The organism is Lapillicoccus sp., assembly GCF_039935575.1.
Taxonomy (GTDB): Bacteria; Actinomycetota; Actinomycetes; order Actinomycetales; family Dermatophilaceae; genus Lapillicoccus.
In genome coordinates this window covers 1-19,352 of the sequence record NZ_JBDTKA010000107.1, presented here as the reverse complement: position 1 = coordinate 19,352, position 19,352 = coordinate 1, and the positions used below count along the sequence as shown (strand labels likewise).

The window sequence follows — 19,352 nt, the reverse complement described above, 5'->3', positions numbered from 1 at the left end:
TGCTCGCGGCGTACTCTTGGGTACGCGCCCGGCGATGCCAGGCGCGACTGTTCACCGGCATACGAATGCCGACCTGGGCACCGTCGAGAGTGAGGACGCCACCGTGACCGTGGCCCCCGAAGGCCGTCGCATGCTGCGTGTCGAGGCACGCAACGCCGAGACGCCGATCGAGCGCAAGCCGTCGTGGATCCGCACCACCGCCAAGATGGGGCCGGCCTACACCGAGCTGCACTCGATGGTGAAGAGCGAGGGCCTGCACACGGTCTGCCAGGAGGCCGGCTGTCCCAACATCTTCGAGTGCTGGGAGGACCGCGAGGCGACGTTCCTGATCGGCGGCGAGCAGTGCACGCGCCGGTGCGACTTCTGCCAGATCGACACCGGCCGCCCCGCAGACCTCGACCGTGACGAACCTCGGCGAGTCGCAGAGTCGGTGCGTCAGATGGGGCTGCGTTACTCGACCATCACCGGCGTCGCCCGCGACGACCTGCCCGACGGCGGGTCCTGGCTCTATGCCGAGACGATCCGGCAGGTCCACGACCTCAACCCCGGCACCGGGGTCGAGATCCTCGTGCCCGACTTCAACGCGGTGCCGGAGCTGGTGGGCGAGGTCATCGACGCGCGGCCCGAGGTGTGGGCCCACAACGTGGAGACGGTCCCCCGGATCTTCAAACGGATCCGACCGGCGTTCCGCTACGAGCGCTCCCTCGACGTCATCACCATGGGCCGCAACGCGGGCCTGGTCACCAAGTCCAACCTCATCCTCGGGATGGGCGAGGAAGGCCACGAGGTCGAGCAGGCGCTGCGCGATCTGCACGAGGCCGGCACCGACATCATCACGATCACGCAGTACCTGCGCCCGTCGCCCCGCCACCACCCCGTCAACCGGTGGGTCACGCCCGAGGAGTTCGTGCACTGGTCCGAGGTGGCCGACGAGCTCGGGTTCAAGGGCGTCATGGCCGGCCCACTGGTCCGGTCCTCCTACCGCGCCGGACGCCTCTGGGCAACCGCGATGCGCCGGTGGGGACACCCGATCCCGGGGCACTTGGCCCACCTCGCGGCCGCGGCCGACTCCCCGGCCCGCCAGGAGGCGGCGACATTGGTGGCGGGGTTGGCCCGCCGGAGCGTCGCGGCCGTATCCTGACCCTCATGGCCAGAACCCCCAAGGCAGAGAAGCCGGCAAAGGCCCCCGGGCGTTTCGCCCAGGTCAAGCAGGTGTTCCTGGCCGCCAAGGCGGTCGACCCGAACATCGGGTGGTGGATGGCCCTGGCCGCCCTCGGTGTCCTGGTGCTGGCCGCGGTCGTCGGCGTGGTGTTCCACGTCCTGGTGTTCGCGCTGATCATCGGTGTCCCGCTCGCCTTCTTGGCTGCGACGATCGTGCTGAGCCGGCGCGCCGAGCGGGCGGCATACCGGAAGATCGAAGGCCAGCCCGGTGCTGTCGGTGCCGCCCTGAAGTCGATCCGGCGCGGCTGGTATATCACCGAGGAGCCGGTAGCAGCAGACGCGCTCAAGGCGACCGACCTCGCGTCGGCCGCGCTGGTCTACCGCGCTGTCGGACGACCGGGCATCGTGCTGATCGGCGAGGGACCCACCGGCCGGGCTCAGAAGCTGCTCGCCTCCGAACGCCGCAAGGTCGAGCGCGTCGCCAGCGGCGTCCCGGTCATCCTCATCCGCGTGGGCGACGGAGCCGGTGACGACGAGGTGACTATCCGCAAGCTCGCCAACAAGGTGCAGAGACTGAAGCCGGTGCTCACCAAGGAGGAGGTGTCGGTCGTGAACAAGCGGCTGCGCTCCATCGGAGGCGTCCGGCCGCCGCTCCCGAAGGGCATCGACCCCACCCGCGCGCGCGTCGACCGCAAGGCGATGCGCGGGCGCTGACCGCTCCCCGGTGTCGACTAGCGCACTCGGTCTGAGTCACCTGGTCTGAGTCACCTGGTCTGAGGCACCTGGTCGCCGACGCGGGCGAGCTCGTCCTGCACCATCGCCACGAACGCCTCGTGCCGCGCCGCGATGCCCCGGAAGAACAGGTCAGGCTCGATCACCTCGAGCTCCATCAGTGCGGGAGAGCCCTCCCAGTCGACTAGGTCGACGCGCGCATAGCTGAGCCGGCCCGGCGCGACCTCCATTGCCGCCAAAGCCACCTGCACCTCGGCCGAGTCGGGCGTGTGGTCGGACTCGGTGCCACCCAGGTGTCGCTGCGATCGGTAGTCACCTGCCGCAGGGACCTTGCGGACGGCGTGAGAGAGCCGTCCTGCCATGAAGACCAGCGACCGCTCCCCCGCCGCGATCCCGCGGACGAACGGCTGCACCACCACGTCACCCTTGGCGGCCAGCCGCTCCGCCGTGGCTGAGGTCGCCGGGTCGTCGCGCCGACCGCGATAGGTCCCGCGGGCACCCCCGTCGACGGCCGGCTTGACGACGACCTCGTCCCACGCCGTCTCCTGCAGCTGGTCCGTGACGTCCATGGACTGACCCGGGATGAGCACGGTGGGTACCGTCGGGACTCCTCGCACGGCCATCTCGACGAGGTAGCCCTTGTGGGAGTTCCACCGAATCACGTCGGCCGGGTTGACCAGGGTGGTCACCTTGTCGACCTGCATGGCCCATTCGGCGAACTCGACGAGTCGGTCGAAGTAGTCCCAGGTGGTGCGCACGACGACGAGTGTGTATGCCCCCCAGTCCACCTCGTCATCCCAGGACACGACCTCGGCCACCACGGCGGCATCCCGCAGCGCCTGACGCAGGACGTGGATCTCCGGGTCGGCATACCGCTCGTCGCTGTTGGTGACGAGGGCTACCCGCCCGAGCTCGGAGGTCATCGCATCCGGACCAGGACGGTCCGGGCGGCCTTGTCATGCAGCCCGCGTGAGTCGCGGTCCCAGATGAGCGCAGGAACAGCGAGGCAGAGCAGCACGGTCCGGGCCACGACCTGCAAGGGCGTCGCTTGTTCCCCGGTGACCGACCTCAGCCGGATGCCGAGGACCCGCTGACCGAACGTCGAACCCAACGTGCCGAGCAACAGGATGTTCTCGACGCCGAAGATGAGCAGCGGGGCAAACGAGCTCGGTCCGGACTCGCCCAGGGTGACGCGAAAGAGCGCGTAGGCCATCACCTGACACAGCGTCCAGTCGATGACGATCGCCACCAAGCGTCGGCCGAACCGGGCAATCGAGCCTGGCCCGGCCTGAGGCATACCGAGCCGCTTGCCGGGGTAGTCGGTGGCGCCGTCAGGACGCTGCGCGTTGGGGCCCTCCAGCCAGGACGCGACGTCCTTGCGGTCCACCACGGGCTGGGCCTTCCGTCGGTTTTAACGCCGGTGAAACATCCGGGTCACGGGCTCGTCATTCCGTGGCCCTAGTGTCTCACCCGGACACGAATGCGCAGTCGGGCGACCCCTTTGTCCTGTCGCCCGGCTCGCCACCCACCACAGGAGGATGGATGTTCAGCAAGCCCGAGGAATGCCTCGAGTTCATCAAGAATGAGGACGTCAGGTTCGTCGATATCCGGTTCTGCGACCTGCCCGGCGTCATGCAGCACTTCAACGTCCCTGCCAAGAGTGTCGACATCGACTTCTTCACCAACGGCCAGGCGTTCGACGGCTCGTCGATCCGCGGGTTCCAGGCGATCCACGAGTCCGACATGAAGCTGATCCCGGACGTCTCGTCCGCATACCTTGACCCGTTCCGGGTGGAGAAGACGCTGATCCTCAACTTCTCGATCGTCGACCCGTTCACGGACGAGCCTTACAGCCGTGACCCGCGAAACGTCGCCGCCAAGGCCGAGGCCTACCTCAAGTCGACGGGGATCGCCGACACCGCCTACTTCGGCGCCGAGGCGGAGTTCTACATCTTCGACGACGTTCGTTTCGAGACCAAGGCCAACGCTGGGTACTACTTCATCGACTCGATCGAGGCCGCGTGGAACACCGGCCGAGAGGAGCCGGGCGGCAACCAGGGATACAAGACCCGCTACAAGGGTGGTTACTTCCCGGTGCCGCCGGTCGACCACTTCGCCGACACGCGCGACAAGATCTGCCTCGGTCTCGACGACGTGGGCCTGATCGTCGAGCGTTCGCACCACGAGGTCGGCACCGCGGGCCAGCAGGAGATCAACTACCGGTTCAACACGTTGCTCCAGTCCGGTGACGACATGATGAAGTTCAAGTACGTCGTCAAGAACACCGTCTGGGCCATGGGCAAGACCGCGACGTTCATGCCCAAGCCGCTGTTCGGTGACAACGGCTCGGGTATGCATACGCACCAGTCGCTCTGGAAGGACGGCGAGCCACTCTTCTACGACGAGAGCGGCTACGGTGGCCTGTCGGACCTGGCCCGCTGGTATGTCGGCGGCCTGCTCGCGCACGCCCCGTCACTGCTGGCTTTCACCAACCCAACGGTGAACTCCTACCACCGGCTCGTACCGGGCTACGAGGCGCCGGTCAACCTGGTCTACTCGGCTCGCAACCGCTCCGCCTGCGTGCGCATCCCGATCGCAGGAACGTCGCCGAAGGCCAAGCGCATCGAGTTCCGCATCCCGGATCCGTCGGCGAACCCCTACCTGTCGTTCGCTGCTCAGCTGATGGCCGGCCTCGACGGCATCAAGAACCGCACCGAGCCGCCGGAGCCCGTGGACAAGGACCTCTACGAACTGCCTCCCGAGGAGCACGCCACGATCGCCCAGGTTCCCGGCTCGCTGCCCGCGGTCCTCGAGGCGCTCGAGGCAGACCACGAGTACCTGCTCGCCGGTGACGTGTTCACGCCCGACCTGATCGAGACCTGGGTCGAGTGGAAGCGCACCAACGAGGTGGACCCGATCCGGTTCCGCCCGCACCCCCACGAGTTCGAGATGTACTACGACATCTAATGGCCAAGGTCTGCTGACCTGCACCGATGCCGCGACACGCCGTCTGACCTGCGCAAACACTTCTCTACGTTTCCCGTGGTTGGGCGGTGTTTCGCGTTGGTGTGCCATGGATATGCCATTGGGGAGCGGCCGTAGATCTCTGCCAGATACGGACTGCAGGTGAGTAGGTGCCGTGGACGTGGCACCGGCTGACCGACGGAGTGCCTGAGATGATCCTCAGCGGATGAGAAGGCCCGGTCCTCCCCTGATCGGATCCGGGACGGATCCGTCGCGGACAAAGGTCCTTATCTCAGCGGGTGGCGGGCCAGAGGTCGCCTGCCGGCCTTGGCCGCTACGCGCCCTGGTCGACCAGGTCGGGGTGGTGGATTCGCGCAACGTCGGGATGGGCCCGCAGCCGAGCCTTCAAGAGGTTCTCGCCATAGCAGGATCCGATGATGTTGTCGGCCTCGTGCTCGACGCCACGAGCGCCGCTGCGCAGCTCCGGCGCCAGCGTCAGCCGTGGCACCTCGGCGTCGAGGCTCGGGTTGAAGAAGAACGGGATGGAAATGCGCTCGCGTCCGTCAATAGGCGACACCACCCGGTGCTTGGTGGCCCGGAGGTAGCCGTCCGTCGCCACTTCAAGCAGCTCGCCGATGTTGACGACGAATGTGTCGTCGACCGGGAGCACGTCGACCCACTTGTCGTCGACGAGGACCTGCAGCCCTGCCGCGCCCGGCTCGATGAGCAGGAGCGTGAGGATGCCCGGGTCCTTGTGGGCCCCGACGCCCTGCGCCCCCGTCTCGATCTGACCTGGATACCGAACCAGCTTGAGCAACGTCGAGGGGCGTTCGAACAGCGAGGCGAAGACGTGGCGATCGCAGCCGAGCGCCTCGGCCCACTCCTCGAGCAGTGCACTACCGAGCCGGGACAGGCGCTCGGTCCAGGCTTCGAGGGAGGTGCGCAGCTCGGGCAGGGCTTCGGGCCACTGGTTCGGGCCATCCAGCCGTAAGTAAGCCGGCTGGGCGGCGGCTCGCGGCTCGCGCTCGGGCCCGATGTCGATCTGCTCGCGCAGGTCAGCGACGCCCTGCGTGAGTTCCCCACCGACGCGCGTGTAACCGCGGAACCACGGGCTGCGCCGCATCTCGACGGCCGCCTTGTCCTCGGCCGGCAGGGCGAAGAACCTACGAGCCGTCGCGAACAACTCGTCCGTCACCTCGGCGGGGATGCCGTGCCGCAGATGGAAGAACCCCACGTCGTGCGTGGCGGCGCGCAGCTGCAGGCGGAACTGCGCAGCACGCTCGCCGCCGGCCACCAAGTCTGCGGCGTCCAACACCGGCAACTCGCGAACTGACATTCCTCAAGCCTAGCGCTGCGATTCCCAGGTAGTCAGAATCGATAGACCCGGACCTAGTGGTGCGTCTCGTCGTTGGTTGACTGCTTGGAGGGCGACGCGTCCGCGGGCGACTTTGGCGAGGATGTCGTCGGCGGTGGCGGTCCAGATGAACGGCTTCGGGTCCCCCGCAAGCGGGAGGGACCCCAGTCCAGACACAGCACGATCGCGTTATCCGGGGGCGCCAAGTACAACCCGACGACGTCGATCAGCTTCTCCTCGAACCGCGGATCGTTGGACAGTTTGAACGAATGGACCAAATGCGGCTTCAACCCGCGTGCGGCCCATACCCGCTGCACCGTCGCCGGCGACACTCCGACCTGATTGGCCATCGTGCGGCACGACCAATGCGTCTGCCCGGCCGGCTTGCTGTTGCGGGTCAACTCAACGATCTCGTCAATCTTGGACTGCGGAATCGTCGACTTACGACCACGGCCGCACGGACCTTACCCAGCTTCGCCAAGCCCTCCTCGGCAAAACGACCGCGCCACGCGCGCACGGTCGCGGCCTTGACTCCAACCCGCTGCGCGATCTGCGTGTTCGCGATTCCCTCGCCCGCCAGCAGCAACACCTCAGCCCGCTGCACCTGTCGATGCGGCGCAGTCTGGGACCGAGCAAGCACCCGCAGCGCCTGGCGTTGCCCGTCCGACATTGCCAAAGCGGCAGCAGGTCTGTTCATCCACAAAGATGACCGCTAAACACACCTGCTATTTTTGGAGACACACCACTAGGTTGATGATGCGGCACCGTTGGTGGGCAACGCCGTCGGCTGCTTGAGCCAGGCATACCAGTTGTCGAGGCCCTCGCCGGTCCGGGCGCTGACCGGGATGACCGTCACCGTGGGGTTGACGGACCTGAGGTTGCGCTCGAACAGCGCCATGTCGAAGTCCAGGTGCGGTAGCAGGTCCATCTTGTTGAGTAGAAGCAGCTCGACGGAGCGAAACATGACGGGGTACTTGAGGGGTTTCTCCTCTCCCTCCGTGATGGCGAAAACCATGACCCGATGGTGAGCGCCGACGTCGAACTCGGCCGGACACACCAGGTTACCGACGTTCTCGACGAAGAGCAGATCCACCTCGGCGAGGGTCAGCCGAGCCAGCGCCGACCTCACCATCGGCGCGTCGAGGTGACATTCGCCGCCAAAGCCGTTGCTGGTGTTGAGCAGCGCGATCTGCGCTCCGTACCCGGCCAGGCGGTCGGCGTCGATACTCGTCTCGATGTCACCCTCGACAATGCCGACCCGAACCTTGTCGGCCCGGTCGGCCCGGTCGGCCATGGCGGCCAGAGTGCGCTGGAGGATGAGCGTCTTACCGGCTCCGGGTGACGACATCATGTTGATCGCGACCACCCGGTTGGCGTCGAGGAGGTCGCGGTTGGCCTGCGCCGTGCGGTCGTTCTCGCCGAAGATGCGCTCCAGCACCTGGATCCGCTCCGGCCCGGTGCCGTAGCCCGACATGTCCCCGAGATCGTGCTCGGGGCTGGCATCGGCGTGGGAGGGGCTGTCGTGCTCATGGCCGCCGCGCTCCGTCACGCTGTGTTCGTGAGCGGTGCCGTCGTCGTGCCGGTGGAAACGTCCCATGATCACCCTTCCGTGAGGTCTACTGAGGTGACGAGGAGCTCCTCGCCGCCGACCACGGACACCTCCGAGGCCCCGCACCCGCCGCACAGCAGCAGCAGCTCTCCCGACAGCGTCGTGGACTCGCCGCACTGACGGCACCGGAGGATGACGGGGCGGTAGTCGACCTCCAGACGCGAACCCGCTAGACGGGTCTCGTCGCAGACGACGGTCCAGCAGAACGTCAGAGTGTCCGGCACCACCTGACGCAGCTGGCCGACCTGGAGGTGGATCACCGATATGTCGCGACCCGCCGCGGCGCGGTCGGCGATCTCGTAGATCGCGCCGCACAGGGAGACCTCATGCATCGGTCTGCGCCTTCTCGCGGTCGAACGGTCGGCGGCCGGTCTCTGCCGGCACCTGCGGCGCCACGGGCATCGGCCAGCAGTGGGTCACGGTGACCCCGACCGGCTCGCCCGCGCGCAGACGAGGTGGACCGGGAGAGGTGGCGAGCAGGTGCCCGCCGGGGACGGAGACGACATGGTCCGTGTGCGGGCCTCGGTAACGCACCGTCTCGACCCACCCCGGCAGGTCGCCGTCGAGCCGGACCCAGTCCGGCCGCACCAGCACCTGGCCATGAGCCGCCCCGGCAACGGATGGGGCAAGGGTGGACGCGTCGAGGAACGACGCCGGCCCGGTCAACCGGGCGGTCTCCACGTCGACGGGCTGCATGTAGAGCTCACGCGGTGTGCCGACCTGGACCAGGCGACCACGCCGCAGCACCGCGATCCGGTCGGCGATGGCCAGGGCCTCCGCGGCGTTGTGCGTGGCGTAGAGGGCTGCGGCGCCCAGGGCCGCTCGGCGCCGGGCGATCTCCTCGAGCACTACCGAACGCAGGTGCGTGTCGAGGTGGGCGGTGGGCTCGTCGAAGAGGAAGAGGGCCGGGTCGCGGGCCAAGGCCCTCGCCAGGCCGACCCGCTGCTGCTCGCCACCCGACAGCTGGGCCGGGAACCGGTCAGCAAGGGCGAGGAGCCCGAGCCGTTCGAGAAGCGCACCGGCCTCCTGGTGCGACTGCGTCTTGGACGTGCCCCGCCGACGCAGCGGGTACGCCACGGTGTCGAGGACCGTGAGGTGTGGCCACAGAGCCGCGCCCTGGAACACCAGGCCGACGCGGCGCTTCTCGGGCGCCACCCATCGCCCCCGTCCGGCCACGACCTGGTCGCCGATCGTCACAACGCCCGAGTCGGGCTCGATGAACCCGGCGACGGTGTGCAGCAAGGTCGTCTTGCCCGACCCGGATGAGCCCAGCAGCGCGATCACCTCTCCTGCGTCCAGCTCGAGGTCGAGGCCCGCCAGGACGCTGACGTGGCCGTAGGAGACGGACAGGTCACCGAGACGCAGCGCCGAGGTCCTGGTCATCTCGCCTCCGTCGGCCGGGCGGCCAACCACGAGATCTCGACGGGAGGGGCGGGACGGCCAGGACGCTGTCCGCGACGTTCGCGCGCCGCATACACCGCGAGGCCCGCTCCGACGACGGCGAGGGGCGGCAGGGTGAGGACCACCGCCAGTGCAGCGCTGACCCCGATATCGCCCAGCTGCTGCTGGTTGAGAACGACGACCGCGAACGTCTCGGTGTCGGCTCCGTAGAGGATGCTGCTCATGGTCAGCTCGTGCAGGGCGAACAGCAGGACGAGGCCGCCTGCTGCGAGGAAGCCGGTCGCCGTCATCGGGGCCGTGATCGTGCGGAACACCGTCATCGGGTCGGCTCCGGCGGCCCGAGCGGCCTGCCCCAGCTCCGGCGCGACACGGTCGGCTCCGGACGCCAGGGCGCGGTAACCCAGCGCCGCGCACTTACCGAGATAGGCGACGAGGATGATCACCGCCGACCCGCCCAGCCTCTGCCCGTAGGCGATGAGCACCCCGATCGCCAGGGCGGTGCCGGGCACGGCGAAACCGAGGGTCAAGGCGGTGCCCAGCCGCCGCCGCGCCTCACCGCCGATACCGACGACCACTCCGGCGAGGGCCATGACGATGAGGGCCGCAGCCGAGGCCAGGACCACTGTCCGGCCGAGGCTGGTGAGAGCGGTGGCGTCCAGCCCGAGGCGGTAGTTGGTCAAAGCCCAGTTGGCCGGCAGGGGTGCCAGCCCCGCTGCTCGGGTCAGCGAGGTCGCGGCGAGGGAGACGAGCGGCAGCACCATGGTCAGGAAAATGTATGCCGTGAGAGCGGCGGACACGAGGCGGGTCGCCGGCGACGGGCGGTGGACTAACCGGCTTCCCCCCGACCCGCTCCGCTGTAGTCCGGCACCGATCCGCCCGAAGCCCCGGTCCGCGCCCCCGATCGTCACGAGGACGAGGACGACCATGAGGAGTGCGATGACGCACAGGCGGGTGAAGGCCGCGGGCGCCGCCGATATGGCCAGCTGCTGGTAGGCCAGCGAGGCCAGGGTCTGGTATCCGCCGGCCGAGCCGAGCACCTGAGGCACGGCGAAGCTGTTGACCACACCGACGAGGACGACCGCGGCCGACGCGAGCAGCGCTCCGCGCAGCAGGGGCAGGTCGATGGTGACGAAGGTCTGCCAGGGGCCGGCACCACTCGCCCGAGCCGCGCGCACGAGGTCTGGCTCGCGGCGGACGCCGAGAGCCGCCGTGACGATGAGCCAGACGACCGGCACGGCGTCCACCGCGAGCAACAGCATGATCCCAGGGGCGCCGTAGAGGCCGGGCAGGGTGAGTCCCGCAAGGTGGTCGAGGAGCCCTCCTGAGCCGTAGGCCTGGGTCCAGCTGAGGGTCAGCGAGAACTGAGGCACGAGCAGGGGAAGGGCCAGGCCCAACCGCCACCGGGCGGGGCGCCGCACCAGCGCCCGGTCGAAGGCCAGGGCCAGGGCGGTGCCGATCACCACGGCGGCCACGGTGACCACGATGGCGAGTGTGATGGTGTGCCACAGCGCGGAGCGAACGTCGCTCGTGCCCAGGGCGGCCGTCACTTCATCGACGCCGCCGTCGACTGCCCCGCGCACGATGAACGCCAGCGGCGCGGCCAACAGCGCCGCGACGAGCAGCGCGACGACGGCGACCGCGACCAGACGCCAGCGCCCGGCGGATCCTTGCGGACGGCTCACTGCACGAACACCGAACGGTACTGCTCGAGCAGCTCGGCCTGGTGCCCGAAGAGGGCGGCCCAGTCGGGAGAGACCGTCTGGGCGCCGGCGGGCTGGGCAGGGCCAGGCACCCCGGGGACGATGGGCTGCCAGCCCGTCGCCGCAATGCGCTGCTGCCCGTCCGTGCTGAGCACGTAACCCAAGAAGTCGGTCGCCGCGGCGACGTGCGAGGAGGCCGTCGTCAGGGCGATCGGGCTGTAGAGAGCGATCGCCCCGGGCTTCGGCCAGACCAGGTCGACCGGAGAGCCCTTGGTGATGGCGTCTCGTATCCCGGAGTCCAGGGTGATCCCGACCGAGAACGTCCCCTGGGCGACCTGGGTGACGACGTCAGGAATACTCGCGACCTGCCGGGCACCGTTGGCGCGCAGGGCCCGGTAGAAGTCCATTCCCTGGGTCTGCGAGAAGTAGCCCAGGGCCGCGAACGCCGAGCCGGCGAAGGCGGGGTCCGGCACGGCGACCTTCCCGGCGTATGCCGGTGAGGTGAGGTCCGTCCAGCTGGTGGGCGCCGGCTGGAGTCCGTGGCGGGTGACCATGACCAGGTAGAGCAGCCGGGTCCCCCAGAACTCGCGCGTGCGGTATTGGGCCGGCACGGAGGTGAGCTGCGGCAGGGGCCAGGGGGCCAGGAGGGACTGGTCGGTGTAGGTCTGCATCGAGAGGGGGTCGGTACCCCAGATGACGTCGGCCTTGAGGCCCCCGGAGCGAAGATCGGCGGCGATGCGGGCGTTGAGCTGACCGGTCGCGGCACGGAACACCGTGACGGTGGCCCCCTGGTGCGCCTTCTGGTAGCCGGCCTTGATCGCGTCGACGGTCTCCTGGGTGACCGAGGTGTAAAGCGTGATCGACGAGGCCGCCCCCCCCACCGACGCCGCCGACGGTGCGCTCGAGCCGGGGGATTCGGACGATCCGCAGGCGGTGGCGAACAGCACTGAGGCAATAGCGGCGGCGGTGAGGCAGCGCCGCGCCCACCCCTGGGTCCTCACGCTCATCCGATGGCCAGGGCCGTGCCCCGATGCTCGACGCCTGAGTTGGCGATAGCGATATGGCGCCTGGTGTAGAGCTGGAGCTGGCCGACCTCGGCCGGGGTGAGCCGGTCGCACACCCAGTGCCAGTGCAGGGAGACGACATCGCCGGGGACGAGGTCTCCGATGAACCCGGCGCCCGACCGCGCGCACTCGGCGGTCTCGATCACCGGCTCGCCCAGGGCGAGCGCGCGCCCGTCCCAGACGATGGGCCGCGAGCGAACGACGGCCCGGTCGCCGAGGACCGTCTCGACGGTGCCCCACCGGATCCGGCAGCGGTCGAGCACATTCAGCGCCGTCGGGGCCTTGCGGTCGTCACGGAGCAGTCCCACCCACGGGTAGACCTCGAAGACGTGAAAGCTGTGGTGCGGTACGCCTCCGGCGACGACACCCTCGGCCAGGTGCGCGAAGTCATGCCCGGTGCGGGACCGGAACCGGTCTTCCATCGAGTTGCCGATGTCGACGGCGCTGACCCGGTCGAGGAGCGGACTGCCGATCCAGTAAGCCTCGACGACGCGTCGGTCCAACGGGTCCCGGATGCCGGTGCCGCGGGCGATGAGCTCGAGGTAGGGCCACGCGCCGTGGAACCCCTTGGCGAGGTCGACCAGCCCGGCGTCTGTCACACCGGCCGAGCCGTACTCGAAGAGGGAGAGGTGGTCCGCCGGGCCGCAGTAGCCGAGGGCGTTCGGGGGGTAGGCGTAGCGGGCGAAAAGCTGAGGACCGTTGACCCTCGGTGGCGTGATCGTCGTTCCGCCTGGTCTCGTCGTCATGGTTCCTCCACCCCCCGCCCGAGCAACTCGAGCCCGGAGCGGGCGGCAGCCGCAGCCTCGGCCCCGACCTTCTCCAGCGCCATGCCCATGTGGATGAGGATCCAGTCGCCTGGCTCGAGCGAGTCACCGTCGAGCAGGCCGATGTTGATCTTGCGCGCCATGCCCTCCACGTCGACGAGGGCCAGCTGGCCCTCATAGCCGTCCAGGACCTCGACGACCTGTCCGGGGATTCCGAGACACATGGTCAGCCCACCCGCTCAGAGCGCTGGACGAACGAGCCCGACGACGACGCCAGGTGTTCGCGCACCAGTTCCCGGACCGCGGTCGCCGCCGGGACGACCGCCGCCCCGACGCGGTCGGACAGGCCAATCCGTTCGCTGATCTCCGCCACCTGGACGCCGACGAGGCAGGTCCGGGGGAGCTCACCGCCCAGTGCCGCGACACTGGACAGCACGGACGCCGGGTCCATCCCGTGTGCGTCCAGCCACGCCGAGCTGTTCATGTCGGCAGCCACCTCGAGGACCTCAATGCAGCCCGGGTCCCCGCGGTCGGGAAGCGCGTCGACGAGGATGGCCAGGTCCCAACCGTCGAGCAGGTCGTAGGCCAGGTGCATACCGCGGATGCCGTAGTCGACGAGGCGGACACCGGGGAGCGCCTCGAGGGCTTCGAGATGACGCACGACCTCGCAGCCGAACCCGTCGTCGGCCAGGAAGATGTTGCCGATGCCGGCGACGAGAATCCGCGGCACCTCAGGACTGGTCCTCTGCACGTGTGGTCCCTCCGGTGTGGGCCGGACCGACCGCGTCGTCATCGAGGTCGGTCTCGGCGCCCTGGCTCGCCGGCTGCTCGTCCGAGGGCGAGCCGGTAGCACCGCGGGGGGTGTCTGCGGGGTCGGGAGCCTTCTGCTCGTCGTCCTCGACAAGCCCGGTGGCGCCGGCGGTTGTGGCGCCGTCCTTAGTGGACTGCTCCTTTCCCTGCACGTCAGCCGTCTCCTTCCGGCCCTCGTACGGGGGCACAGCCTTGCCCTCGGTGTCGATACCATCCGGGGTGTCCGGACTGTGCGGGGTAAAGCTCATGTCGTTCTCCTGAGGTCGATGTGAGTCAGCCGCCGCCGGACTGAAGGTTCGGGGCGTCGGGGTCTTGTGCCTCTTGGGGCTGGACCGCAGTGTCGGACTTCTCGTCCGCGGTGCCTGCGGGCCGGTCGGCTGGTCCGCCGGACGGCTCGTCCGAGCCGGTGTCGCGTGCACCCTTGGGCCCGCGCTCCTCCTGAGGCTCCTCGTCAAGGTGTTCGCCTGGCTGCTCGCTCATCTCTGCTCCTCCTTACTGCTCACATCATGCTCACATCGAACGGATCCTCAGATACCTGCGGAAGTCGGGAATGGACTTCACCGCGACCACAGCGGCAACCACGGCGGCGGCGGCGACCACCGTCACGCTGATGACTCCAATGGTCTTCACGATCGGCTCTCCTCTCGTTGTGCTGGTTGGGCTTCGGCGGGCAGCGGCTCGAGCTCGTCGGGTGAGAAGTACAGGTAGCGGCCGTACCACTCGTGCAGGTCGGCCGCCGGGTCGTCCACGAGGACGAGCGCCACGTGCACGTCGCCGTCAACGTCGGACAGGACCGCGGTCACCCGGCCCACCTGGTCGGCAAAGAACAGGTCCTGCGCATCGGCGCGCCGCGACGGGTGCACCCGCACGAGGCTTCCCCGGGCGACACGGGTTCCCTTGACGACGACGGCGTCGACCTCGGGTCTGACACTCGCGTCGGCCTCCGGGTCCCACCACGGCACGTCCCCGGTCTCGAAGCTCGGCCCGTGCGGATCGCGGAGTATGCCGTGTAGCTGCTGCAGGTCAGTGGCGCTCATGTCGTCGCACCGGTCGATGATCGCCGCTGCGCGGGGGTCGGTGGCCCGGGCCTGGGCCTTCTCGTCGTCCGTCATGGTCATCACCCGCAGGCTGAGGATCTCGTCGATCTCGGTGGAGTCGAAGAGGGCCCCCTGGCTCTGCTCGGCCACCTCGGGATAGTCATAGAGAATGATCGGCGCGCCGAGGACCACGTCGCTCGAGCCCGCTGGACCGGCCAGCACGGGCCAGCACCGTCTCTGGGAACAGCGGCCGGCCGCGGCACTGGCCTCCTCGGGCGGCTCGAGCAAAGAGACAAACCCCGCGCCTCGAACCTCGAGGATCACGTGGGCCCCGATGAGCGACGTGCGGATTGCGAAATCTTTGTCGGGAGGCGCGTCGGGATGCTCGTTGTCCACCGCGACGGACAACCGGAGGAAGTCTCCGTCACGTGTCGTGCTCATCCGGACCCGGGCGGTCAGCGGCTGGCGGCGTCGGACGATTCGGCCCGTCGGCGTGCCGCTGCCGTCGGTGACCGGCTCGACATCCTCGCCCCCCGGCACCTCGACCACGGTGTCGAGTGGCTCGAGTAGCAACTGCTCGGGGAGGGTGATCTCCCGCTCGACCGCCTCGTCCCAGCTGAGGACCGAACCCCCGGCGACGGCCAGCGACTCGACGGGCACGTGGTCACCACCGGCATCACGTTGCTGCGCCTCGCGGACCTGGAGGTGCAGGAAGCGAAGGTGGAGGGTGACGAACCCCGGCTGCTCGACTGGGTCGACCAGGCACTCCATCGCCATCCCGGAGTCCTCACCGAGGCCTGCGGCAGCCGCCCCGGGCGGTCCGAGCACCCCGAACTGCCACCGCGACTGGTTCTTGCTCGAGCTCGCGCGGTAGGGGTAGAGCAGGTACCCCTCGTAGAGCACGGCGTCGGCAACGGTACGGACCAGGTCAAGACTCACGAGCGACCGCCTCCCCGTCCCGGGCGAGCAGGGCTTCCACGGTCTCTTCCCACGTCATCCACCCGTGCCGCGCACGGTAGTCAGCGAACCGGGCCAGGACGTCGTGGTCGAGCCGGATCCAGCCGGTGTTCGGGAAGTAGGCCTCGATCATCTCGCGCCAGACGGCTACCGGCAGGTCATAAGACGCCTCGCAGTCCCAGGGGACCTGCTGGACGCCGAAGCCGTTGGTCCCCTTGGTGAAGACGGTGCCGGAGAAGAGAAGGTTGACCGGCACGGAGCCAGACGCCAAGGCGTGGAGATAGCGCGAGCCGATGACGTCGAAGTCGTAGGTGCACGGAAGGACGAGGTCGACGTCGGTGGCGCCGACGAAACCCTGCACGGTGGTGTTGCACTGCATCCACAGGAACGGCTTGAGCGTGTCGACCCACCGCTCCCGTTCTCCGAAGAGCCCGCGCAGGGCCTCCTGCTCCGCCGCCTCGTAGCGCCGGCGCTGCGGCTCGATCCGGACCTGGCAGCGCAGCGCGACCGCATGGATCGTCTGTCCGGTGCGCTCCTCGATCCGCAGCCGCGCCGTCAGCTGGGGGGCCACGGCATACGTCTCGGCGAAAATGTCCAGGACGGAGAACTGGTAGTCACTCACGTCGCTGCCACCTCAGGCGCCGGGCGGCTGCGGGCCTCCACCCGGGCGAAGAACTCGTCCATTGCCTGGTGGGCCTCGCGCCCACCGTCGAAGCCGCGCCACAGCATCCGCAGCCGGCCGACCAGCTCGTAGCAGGCGTCGATCGGTACCAGGTGGCACGAGCCGCCGGGGCCGTCCGTCCGACGCACAAGGAGTGCCTCGACGTCGGCACGCAGCAACGCGAGCTGCGGGCTCTGGTCTACGATCCGGTCCCAGACCTCGAGGGGCAGCTCGGACTCCGTCGCGCCGGCGGGGCTGGGATAGAAGGCGATCATCCGGCCCAGTACCGAGTTGCGGAACAGGAACGCGAGCCCTACCGGGATCTGCATCTCGTCCCACGCCCTGGCGTCGAGGGCGAGGTCAGGGAAGGAGAAGTACCGCTCCGGCACGGAGCGGTACTTCAGGTGCGCATCCGGGTCGGCGAACAGCAGGTAACAGGGCCGGCAGGAGCACATCAGCGCCCGGTTCTCCACGCTGACGACGTGCGAGTGCTCGTCGGGGATCGGTTCCGCGCACATCTCGCAGCGCTCGCCGACGAGGGGCACCGGCCGGCTCTGGGTTACCCGCAGCAACGACGCGAGCGGGGTGCCGGAGCGACCGACGCTGGTCATGCCGACACCGGTGAGGGCACGGCGACCGAGACCGTCTCGCCGTCGACAAGCAACGGCAACGGGTCGAGGTGCAGCTCCTCGGCGTCCAGGCAGGCCCCCGCCCGACGAACCTCGTAGTGAGCCCGGCAGGCGGGGCACTGCAGCACGGCATCACCGAGGGGGCCGCCGAGCCGCCGCGCGACGGCGGCACCGTCCATCGGCCGTCCACACCGCGCACATTGGTCACGAAAGGCGAACAGGTCGGTGCCCACGCGGCAGCCCACGACCGGTATGCCACCCACCACCATCTGCACGACGGCCCCGGGTGCCAGGACCGCCAGCTCCGGCACGACCTCCCACGACGACCCGCCGTCCATCTGAGGCGCAGCCGTCTCCCCGACGCGTGAGAAGAGGGAGGCCACGGGGATCGTCGGGCCCGTCTTCTCCTTCGCGGTGGGCTCCTCCACCTCGATGGCGGTGATTTCCGGGGCCGCCGCCTCGATGGCCCCCTCGACGGCGAGCTTGAGGGTGACGGATGAGGATGGACAGCCGTCACAGCTGCCCAGCATCCGCAGCCGAACGACCCCCTCACCCACACTGATCAGCTCGACGTCGCCGCCGTGCGAGCCCAGGTAGGGGCGCACCCCCTCGAGCGCGTTCTCGACGCGGGTCGTCACGTCGTAGGGATGCAGGCCGTGCACGATCAGCAGGCTGGCCACCAGGTCGTCCTTGGCCAGGGCGTCCAGGGTCTTGTCCTCGAGACCCACCTGCTCGTCGACGATCTCGAGGAGCCGCTCCAACCCGGCGCCGTAGAGGTCGGCAACGAGCCGGACCAGCTCCTCGGCCCGTTCGCGCGCCACCGGTCCGCCCGCCGCGCTGGCGTCGATCAGCGTGTCGATGCGTGCCCCGGTGGCCCGCAGGTCAGATGACGTGGGGCCAGCCTGGTTCGTCACCTTATTCCGCGCCGGCGGTCTGCGTTGGTGAGTGCAGACGCTCGAGCTTCATGCCATCGCCGAGGTACATATGCACGCCGCACGGCAGGCATGGGTCGAAGCTACGCACGGTGCGCATGATGTCGATGCCCTTGAAGTGCTCGCGGTCGTTCTCCTCGAAGATCGGCTGGCCCTGGACAGCGTCCTCGTAGGGGCCGGGCGTGCCGTAGGAGTCGCGAGGGTTGGCGTTCCACGGCGTCGGCGGGTAGGGGTGGTAGTTCGCGATCTTGCCGTCCCGGATCACCATGTGGTGCGACAGGACGCCGCGGACCGCCTCGGTGAAGCCGCAGCCGATGCCCTCCTCGGGGACGTCGAACTTCGTCCAGGTCTTGGTCCGGCCGGCGCGGATCTCGACGAGCGCCTTCTCGGCGAAGTGCAAGGCGGCCGCTGCGGCATACGCCTGGAAGTAGGTGCGGGCTCGGTTGCGCTCGATCGTGTTGCTCCACTGGGGAATCTTCCACTCGAACTCGACCGGCCCCTTGAGTGCCGTTTTCGGGAGGTTGATCTGCACGCTGTTGCCGGTCGACTTGATATAACCGATGTCGACGAGCCCGGCCAGCGCCGTGACCCACAGCCGCGCCAGCGGTCCGCCACCGGTGTCGAGGGCAAGGTAGTCCTTGCCGTCGAACCAGCGCGGTGACATCACCCAGGAGTACTTGTTGTCCAGGTCGCGCTTCTGGGGCTTGGGGTTGGTGTGCTGGTTCCATGGGTGCCGGCGGTCGACCGGGTTGCCCAGCGGGTCCTTCTTGACGAACATCTCCTGGTCCTCCCAGTCGTCGTAGTACGACGAGCCGAGCAGGATCCGGATGCCGAGGTTGATCTCGACGAGATCGGTCGTCACGAGCTTGCCGTCGACGACGATGCCCGGAGTCACATACATCTTGCGACCCCAGTTGGTCATGTCCTTGTACTCGAAGTTGCAGTGCTCGGGGTCCTGGAAGGAGCCCCAGCAGGCGAGCAGGATTCGGCGGTTGCCGACCATCTCGTATCCGGGTAGGGCCTCGTAGAAGAAGTCGAAGAGGTCGTCGTGCATCGGCACGACCTTCTTCATGAACTCGACGTAGCGCATGAGCCGGGTGATGTAGTCGGTCATCAGCTGGATCGTCGCCACGGTGCCGACGCCACCCGGGTACAGCGTGGAGGGGTGGACGTGCCGCCCCTCCATGAGGCAGAACATCTCGCGGGTCATCCGGCTCACCTGGAGCGCCTCGCGGTAGAACTCGCCCGTGAACGGGTTGAGCGAGCGCATGATGTCGCCGATGGTCTTGTAGCCGTGGTCGGCGGCGTGCGGTGCCTCGGTCGTGTTGGCCAGCTCGAGGACACCGGGGTTGGTCTCCGCGACCATCCGCTCGCAGTAGTCGACCCCGACCAGGTTCTCCTGGAAGATGTTGTGGTCGAACATGAATTCGGCGGCCTCGCCGAGGTTGACGATCCACTCCCCCAGGTGGGGCGGCTTCACACCGTAGGCCATGTTCTGGGCGTAGCAGGAGCAGGTGGCGTGGTTGTCGCCGCAGATGCCGCAGATCCTGCTGGTGATGAAGTGCGCGTCCCGGGGA

22 protein-coding genes and 1 pseudogene are annotated in these 19,352 nt (G+C 68.7%); 3 read left to right on the top strand and 20 right to left on the bottom strand.

Features of this window, described 5'->3' with window-relative positions; genetic code table 11:
• The first annotated feature begins 103 nt into the window (after positions 1-103).
• Positions 104-1,141, top strand: coding sequence for a lipoyl synthase (lipA, locus tag ABI385_RS12990; protein ID WP_348104180.1), 1,038 nt, complete (start codon positions 104-106; stop codon positions 1,139-1,141).
• A gap of 5 nt (positions 1,142-1,146) precedes the next feature.
• The gene (locus ABI385_RS12985; protein ID WP_348104171.1) at positions 1,147-1,875 is read left to right on the top strand and encodes a DUF4191 domain-containing protein; all 729 of its coding nucleotides are present in this window, start codon (positions 1,147-1,149) and stop codon (positions 1,873-1,875) included.
• A gap of 50 nt (positions 1,876-1,925) precedes the next feature.
• Here ABI385_RS12985 and ABI385_RS12980 read toward each other — a convergent pair whose 3' ends face one another.
• Both ABI385_RS12980 and ABI385_RS12975 read right to left on the bottom strand, forming a co-directional pair.
• Positions 1,926-2,816: a hypothetical protein gene (locus tag ABI385_RS12980; RefSeq protein WP_348104170.1), complete on the bottom strand. Its 891-nt coding sequence runs from the start codon at positions 2,814-2,816 to the stop codon at positions 1,926-1,928.
• Entirely contained in the window at positions 2,813-3,283 is a 471-nt protein-coding gene (locus ABI385_RS12975; RefSeq protein ID WP_348104169.1) for an RDD family protein, read from the bottom strand. The genes ABI385_RS12980 and ABI385_RS12975 overlap by 4 nt, the downstream gene beginning before the upstream one ends.
• 152 nt (positions 3,284-3,435) lie before the next feature.
• On the opposite strand from ABI385_RS12975, the gene glnA reads away from it, so the two are divergent.
• Complete coding sequence (gene glnA / locus ABI385_RS12970) at positions 3,436-4,860, top strand: type I glutamate--ammonia ligase (protein ID WP_348104168.1); 1,425 nt, start codon at positions 3,436-3,438, stop codon at positions 4,858-4,860.
• 331 nt (positions 4,861-5,191) lie between these two features.
• On the opposite strand, the gene ABI385_RS12965 is transcribed toward glnA, so the two are convergent.
• The 18 genes and pseudogenes from ABI385_RS12965 to ABI385_RS12885 form a co-directional block, all read right to left on the bottom strand.
• Positions 5,192-6,193, bottom strand: coding sequence for a 2-oxoglutarate and iron-dependent oxygenase domain-containing protein (locus tag ABI385_RS12965; protein ID WP_348104167.1), 1,002 nt, complete (start codon positions 6,191-6,193; stop codon positions 5,192-5,194).
• A 137-nt stretch (positions 6,194-6,330) separates the two neighbouring features.
• Positions 6,331-6,908: pseudogene (locus ABI385_RS12960) on the bottom strand (IS630 family transposase); the annotation flags it as partial.
• A 48-nt stretch (positions 6,909-6,956) separates the two neighbouring features.
• A complete protein-coding gene (gene hypB / locus ABI385_RS12955) occupies positions 6,957-7,808 on the bottom strand; it encodes a hydrogenase nickel incorporation protein HypB (protein ID WP_348104166.1) in 852 nt (283 codons plus the stop codon).
• A gap of 2 nt (positions 7,809-7,810) precedes the next feature.
• The gene (locus ABI385_RS12950) at positions 7,811-8,152 is read right to left on the bottom strand and encodes a hydrogenase maturation nickel metallochaperone HypA (RefSeq protein ID WP_348104165.1); all 342 of its coding nucleotides are present in this window, start codon (positions 8,150-8,152) and stop codon (positions 7,811-7,813) included.
• A complete protein-coding gene (locus tag ABI385_RS12945; protein ID WP_348104164.1) occupies positions 8,145-9,203 on the bottom strand; it encodes an ABC transporter ATP-binding protein in 1,059 nt (352 codons plus the stop codon). The genes ABI385_RS12950 and ABI385_RS12945 overlap by 8 nt, the downstream gene beginning before the upstream one ends.
• On the bottom strand, positions 9,200-10,903 hold the full coding sequence (locus ABI385_RS12940) for an ABC transporter permease subunit (RefSeq protein WP_348104163.1): 1,704 nt from the start codon (positions 10,901-10,903) through the stop codon (positions 9,200-9,202). The genes ABI385_RS12945 and ABI385_RS12940 overlap by 4 nt, the downstream gene beginning before the upstream one ends.
• Positions 10,900-11,922: an extracellular solute-binding protein gene (locus ABI385_RS12935; protein WP_348104162.1), complete on the bottom strand. Its 1,023-nt coding sequence runs from the start codon at positions 11,920-11,922 to the stop codon at positions 10,900-10,902. The genes ABI385_RS12940 and ABI385_RS12935 overlap by 4 nt, the downstream gene beginning before the upstream one ends.
• Before the next feature lie 2 nt (positions 11,923-11,924).
• Positions 11,925-12,731: a DUF6390 family protein gene (locus tag ABI385_RS12930; RefSeq protein WP_348104161.1), complete on the bottom strand. Its 807-nt coding sequence runs from the start codon at positions 12,729-12,731 to the stop codon at positions 11,925-11,927.
• Complete coding sequence (locus ABI385_RS12925; RefSeq protein ID WP_348104160.1) at positions 12,728-12,973, bottom strand: HypC/HybG/HupF family hydrogenase formation chaperone; 246 nt, start codon at positions 12,971-12,973, stop codon at positions 12,728-12,730. Before ABI385_RS12925 ends, ABI385_RS12930 begins: the two co-directional genes overlap by 4 nt.
• 2 nt (positions 12,974-12,975) lie before the next feature.
• Positions 12,976-13,500 carry a hydrogenase maturation protease gene (locus ABI385_RS12920; RefSeq protein WP_348104159.1) on the bottom strand — a complete coding sequence of 175 codons (525 nt, stop codon included), beginning with the start codon at positions 13,498-13,500 and terminating at the stop codon, positions 12,976-12,978.
• Positions 13,481-13,807 (bottom strand): hypothetical protein, encoded by a 327-nt coding sequence (locus ABI385_RS12915; RefSeq protein WP_348104158.1) that lies wholly within the window; start codon positions 13,805-13,807, stop codon positions 13,481-13,483. The genes ABI385_RS12920 and ABI385_RS12915 overlap by 20 nt, the downstream gene beginning before the upstream one ends.
• Before the next feature lie 25 nt (positions 13,808-13,832).
• A complete protein-coding gene (locus ABI385_RS12910) occupies positions 13,833-14,039 on the bottom strand; it encodes a hypothetical protein (RefSeq protein ID WP_348104157.1) in 207 nt (68 codons plus the stop codon).
• 30 nt (positions 14,040-14,069) lie between these two features.
• Positions 14,070-14,189 carry a DUF6893 family small protein gene (locus ABI385_RS18545; RefSeq protein WP_407068274.1) on the bottom strand — a complete coding sequence of 40 codons (120 nt, stop codon included), beginning with the start codon at positions 14,187-14,189 and terminating at the stop codon, positions 14,070-14,072.
• Positions 14,186-15,535 (bottom strand): hypothetical protein, encoded by a 1,350-nt coding sequence (locus tag ABI385_RS12905; protein WP_348104156.1) that lies wholly within the window; start codon positions 15,533-15,535, stop codon positions 14,186-14,188. The genes ABI385_RS18545 and ABI385_RS12905 overlap by 4 nt, the downstream gene beginning before the upstream one ends.
• Positions 15,525-16,175: a DUF6084 family protein gene (locus ABI385_RS12900; RefSeq protein WP_348104155.1), complete on the bottom strand. Its 651-nt coding sequence runs from the start codon at positions 16,173-16,175 to the stop codon at positions 15,525-15,527. Before ABI385_RS12900 ends, ABI385_RS12905 begins: the two co-directional genes overlap by 11 nt.
• The gene (locus ABI385_RS12895; RefSeq protein WP_348104154.1) at positions 16,172-16,825 is read right to left on the bottom strand and encodes a DUF5947 family protein; all 654 of its coding nucleotides are present in this window, start codon (positions 16,823-16,825) and stop codon (positions 16,172-16,174) included. The genes ABI385_RS12900 and ABI385_RS12895 overlap by 4 nt, the downstream gene beginning before the upstream one ends.
• Positions 16,822-17,757 (bottom strand): NifU family protein, encoded by a 936-nt coding sequence (locus tag ABI385_RS12890; protein ID WP_348104153.1) that lies wholly within the window; start codon positions 17,755-17,757, stop codon positions 16,822-16,824. Before ABI385_RS12890 ends, ABI385_RS12895 begins: the two co-directional genes overlap by 4 nt.
• A gap of 1 nt (position 17,758) precedes the next feature.
• A partial coding sequence (locus tag ABI385_RS12885) for a nickel-dependent hydrogenase large subunit (RefSeq protein WP_348104152.1) occupies positions 17,759-19,352 on the bottom strand: 1,594 nt, incomplete at its 5' end.

Excerpts from the sequence above, each read along its gene's own strand:
- ABI385_RS12985 (WP_348104171.1), top strand. The coding sequence starts at position 1,147 with ATGGCCAGAACCCCCAAGGCAGAGAAGCCGGCAAAGGCCCCCGGGCGT.
- ABI385_RS12925 (WP_348104160.1), bottom strand. The coding sequence starts at position 12,973 with ATGTGTCTCGGAATCCCCGGACAGGTCGTCGAGGTCCTGGACGGCTAT.
- ABI385_RS12915 (WP_348104158.1), bottom strand. The coding sequence starts at position 13,807 with ATGAGCTTTACCCCGCACAGTCCGGACACCCCGGATGGTATCGACACC.
- glnA (WP_348104168.1), top strand. The coding sequence starts at position 3,436 with ATGTTCAGCAAGCCCGAGGAATGCCTCGAGTTCATCAAGAATGAGGAC.
- ABI385_RS12950 (WP_348104165.1), bottom strand. The coding sequence starts at position 8,152 with ATGCATGAGGTCTCCCTGTGCGGCGCGATCTACGAGATCGCCGACCGC.
- ABI385_RS12930 (WP_348104161.1), bottom strand. The coding sequence starts at position 12,731 with ATGACGACGAGACCAGGCGGAACGACGATCACGCCACCGAGGGTCAAC.
- ABI385_RS12980 (WP_348104170.1), bottom strand. The coding sequence starts at position 2,816 with ATGACCTCCGAGCTCGGGCGGGTAGCCCTCGTCACCAACAGCGACGAG.
- ABI385_RS12945 (WP_348104164.1), bottom strand. The coding sequence starts at position 9,203 with ATGACCAGGACCTCGGCGCTGCGTCTCGGTGACCTGTCCGTCTCCTAC.
- ABI385_RS12965 (WP_348104167.1), bottom strand. The coding sequence starts at position 6,193 with ATGTCAGTTCGCGAGTTGCCGGTGTTGGACGCCGCAGACTTGGTGGCC.
- ABI385_RS12910 (WP_348104157.1), bottom strand. The coding sequence starts at position 14,039 with ATGAGCGAGCAGCCAGGCGAACACCTTGACGAGGAGCCTCAGGAGGAG.
- ABI385_RS12895 (WP_348104154.1), bottom strand. The coding sequence starts at position 16,825 with ATGACCAGCGTCGGTCGCTCCGGCACCCCGCTCGCGTCGTTGCTGCGG.
- hypB (WP_348104166.1), bottom strand. The coding sequence starts at position 7,808 with ATGGGACGTTTCCACCGGCACGACGACGGCACCGCTCACGAACACAGC.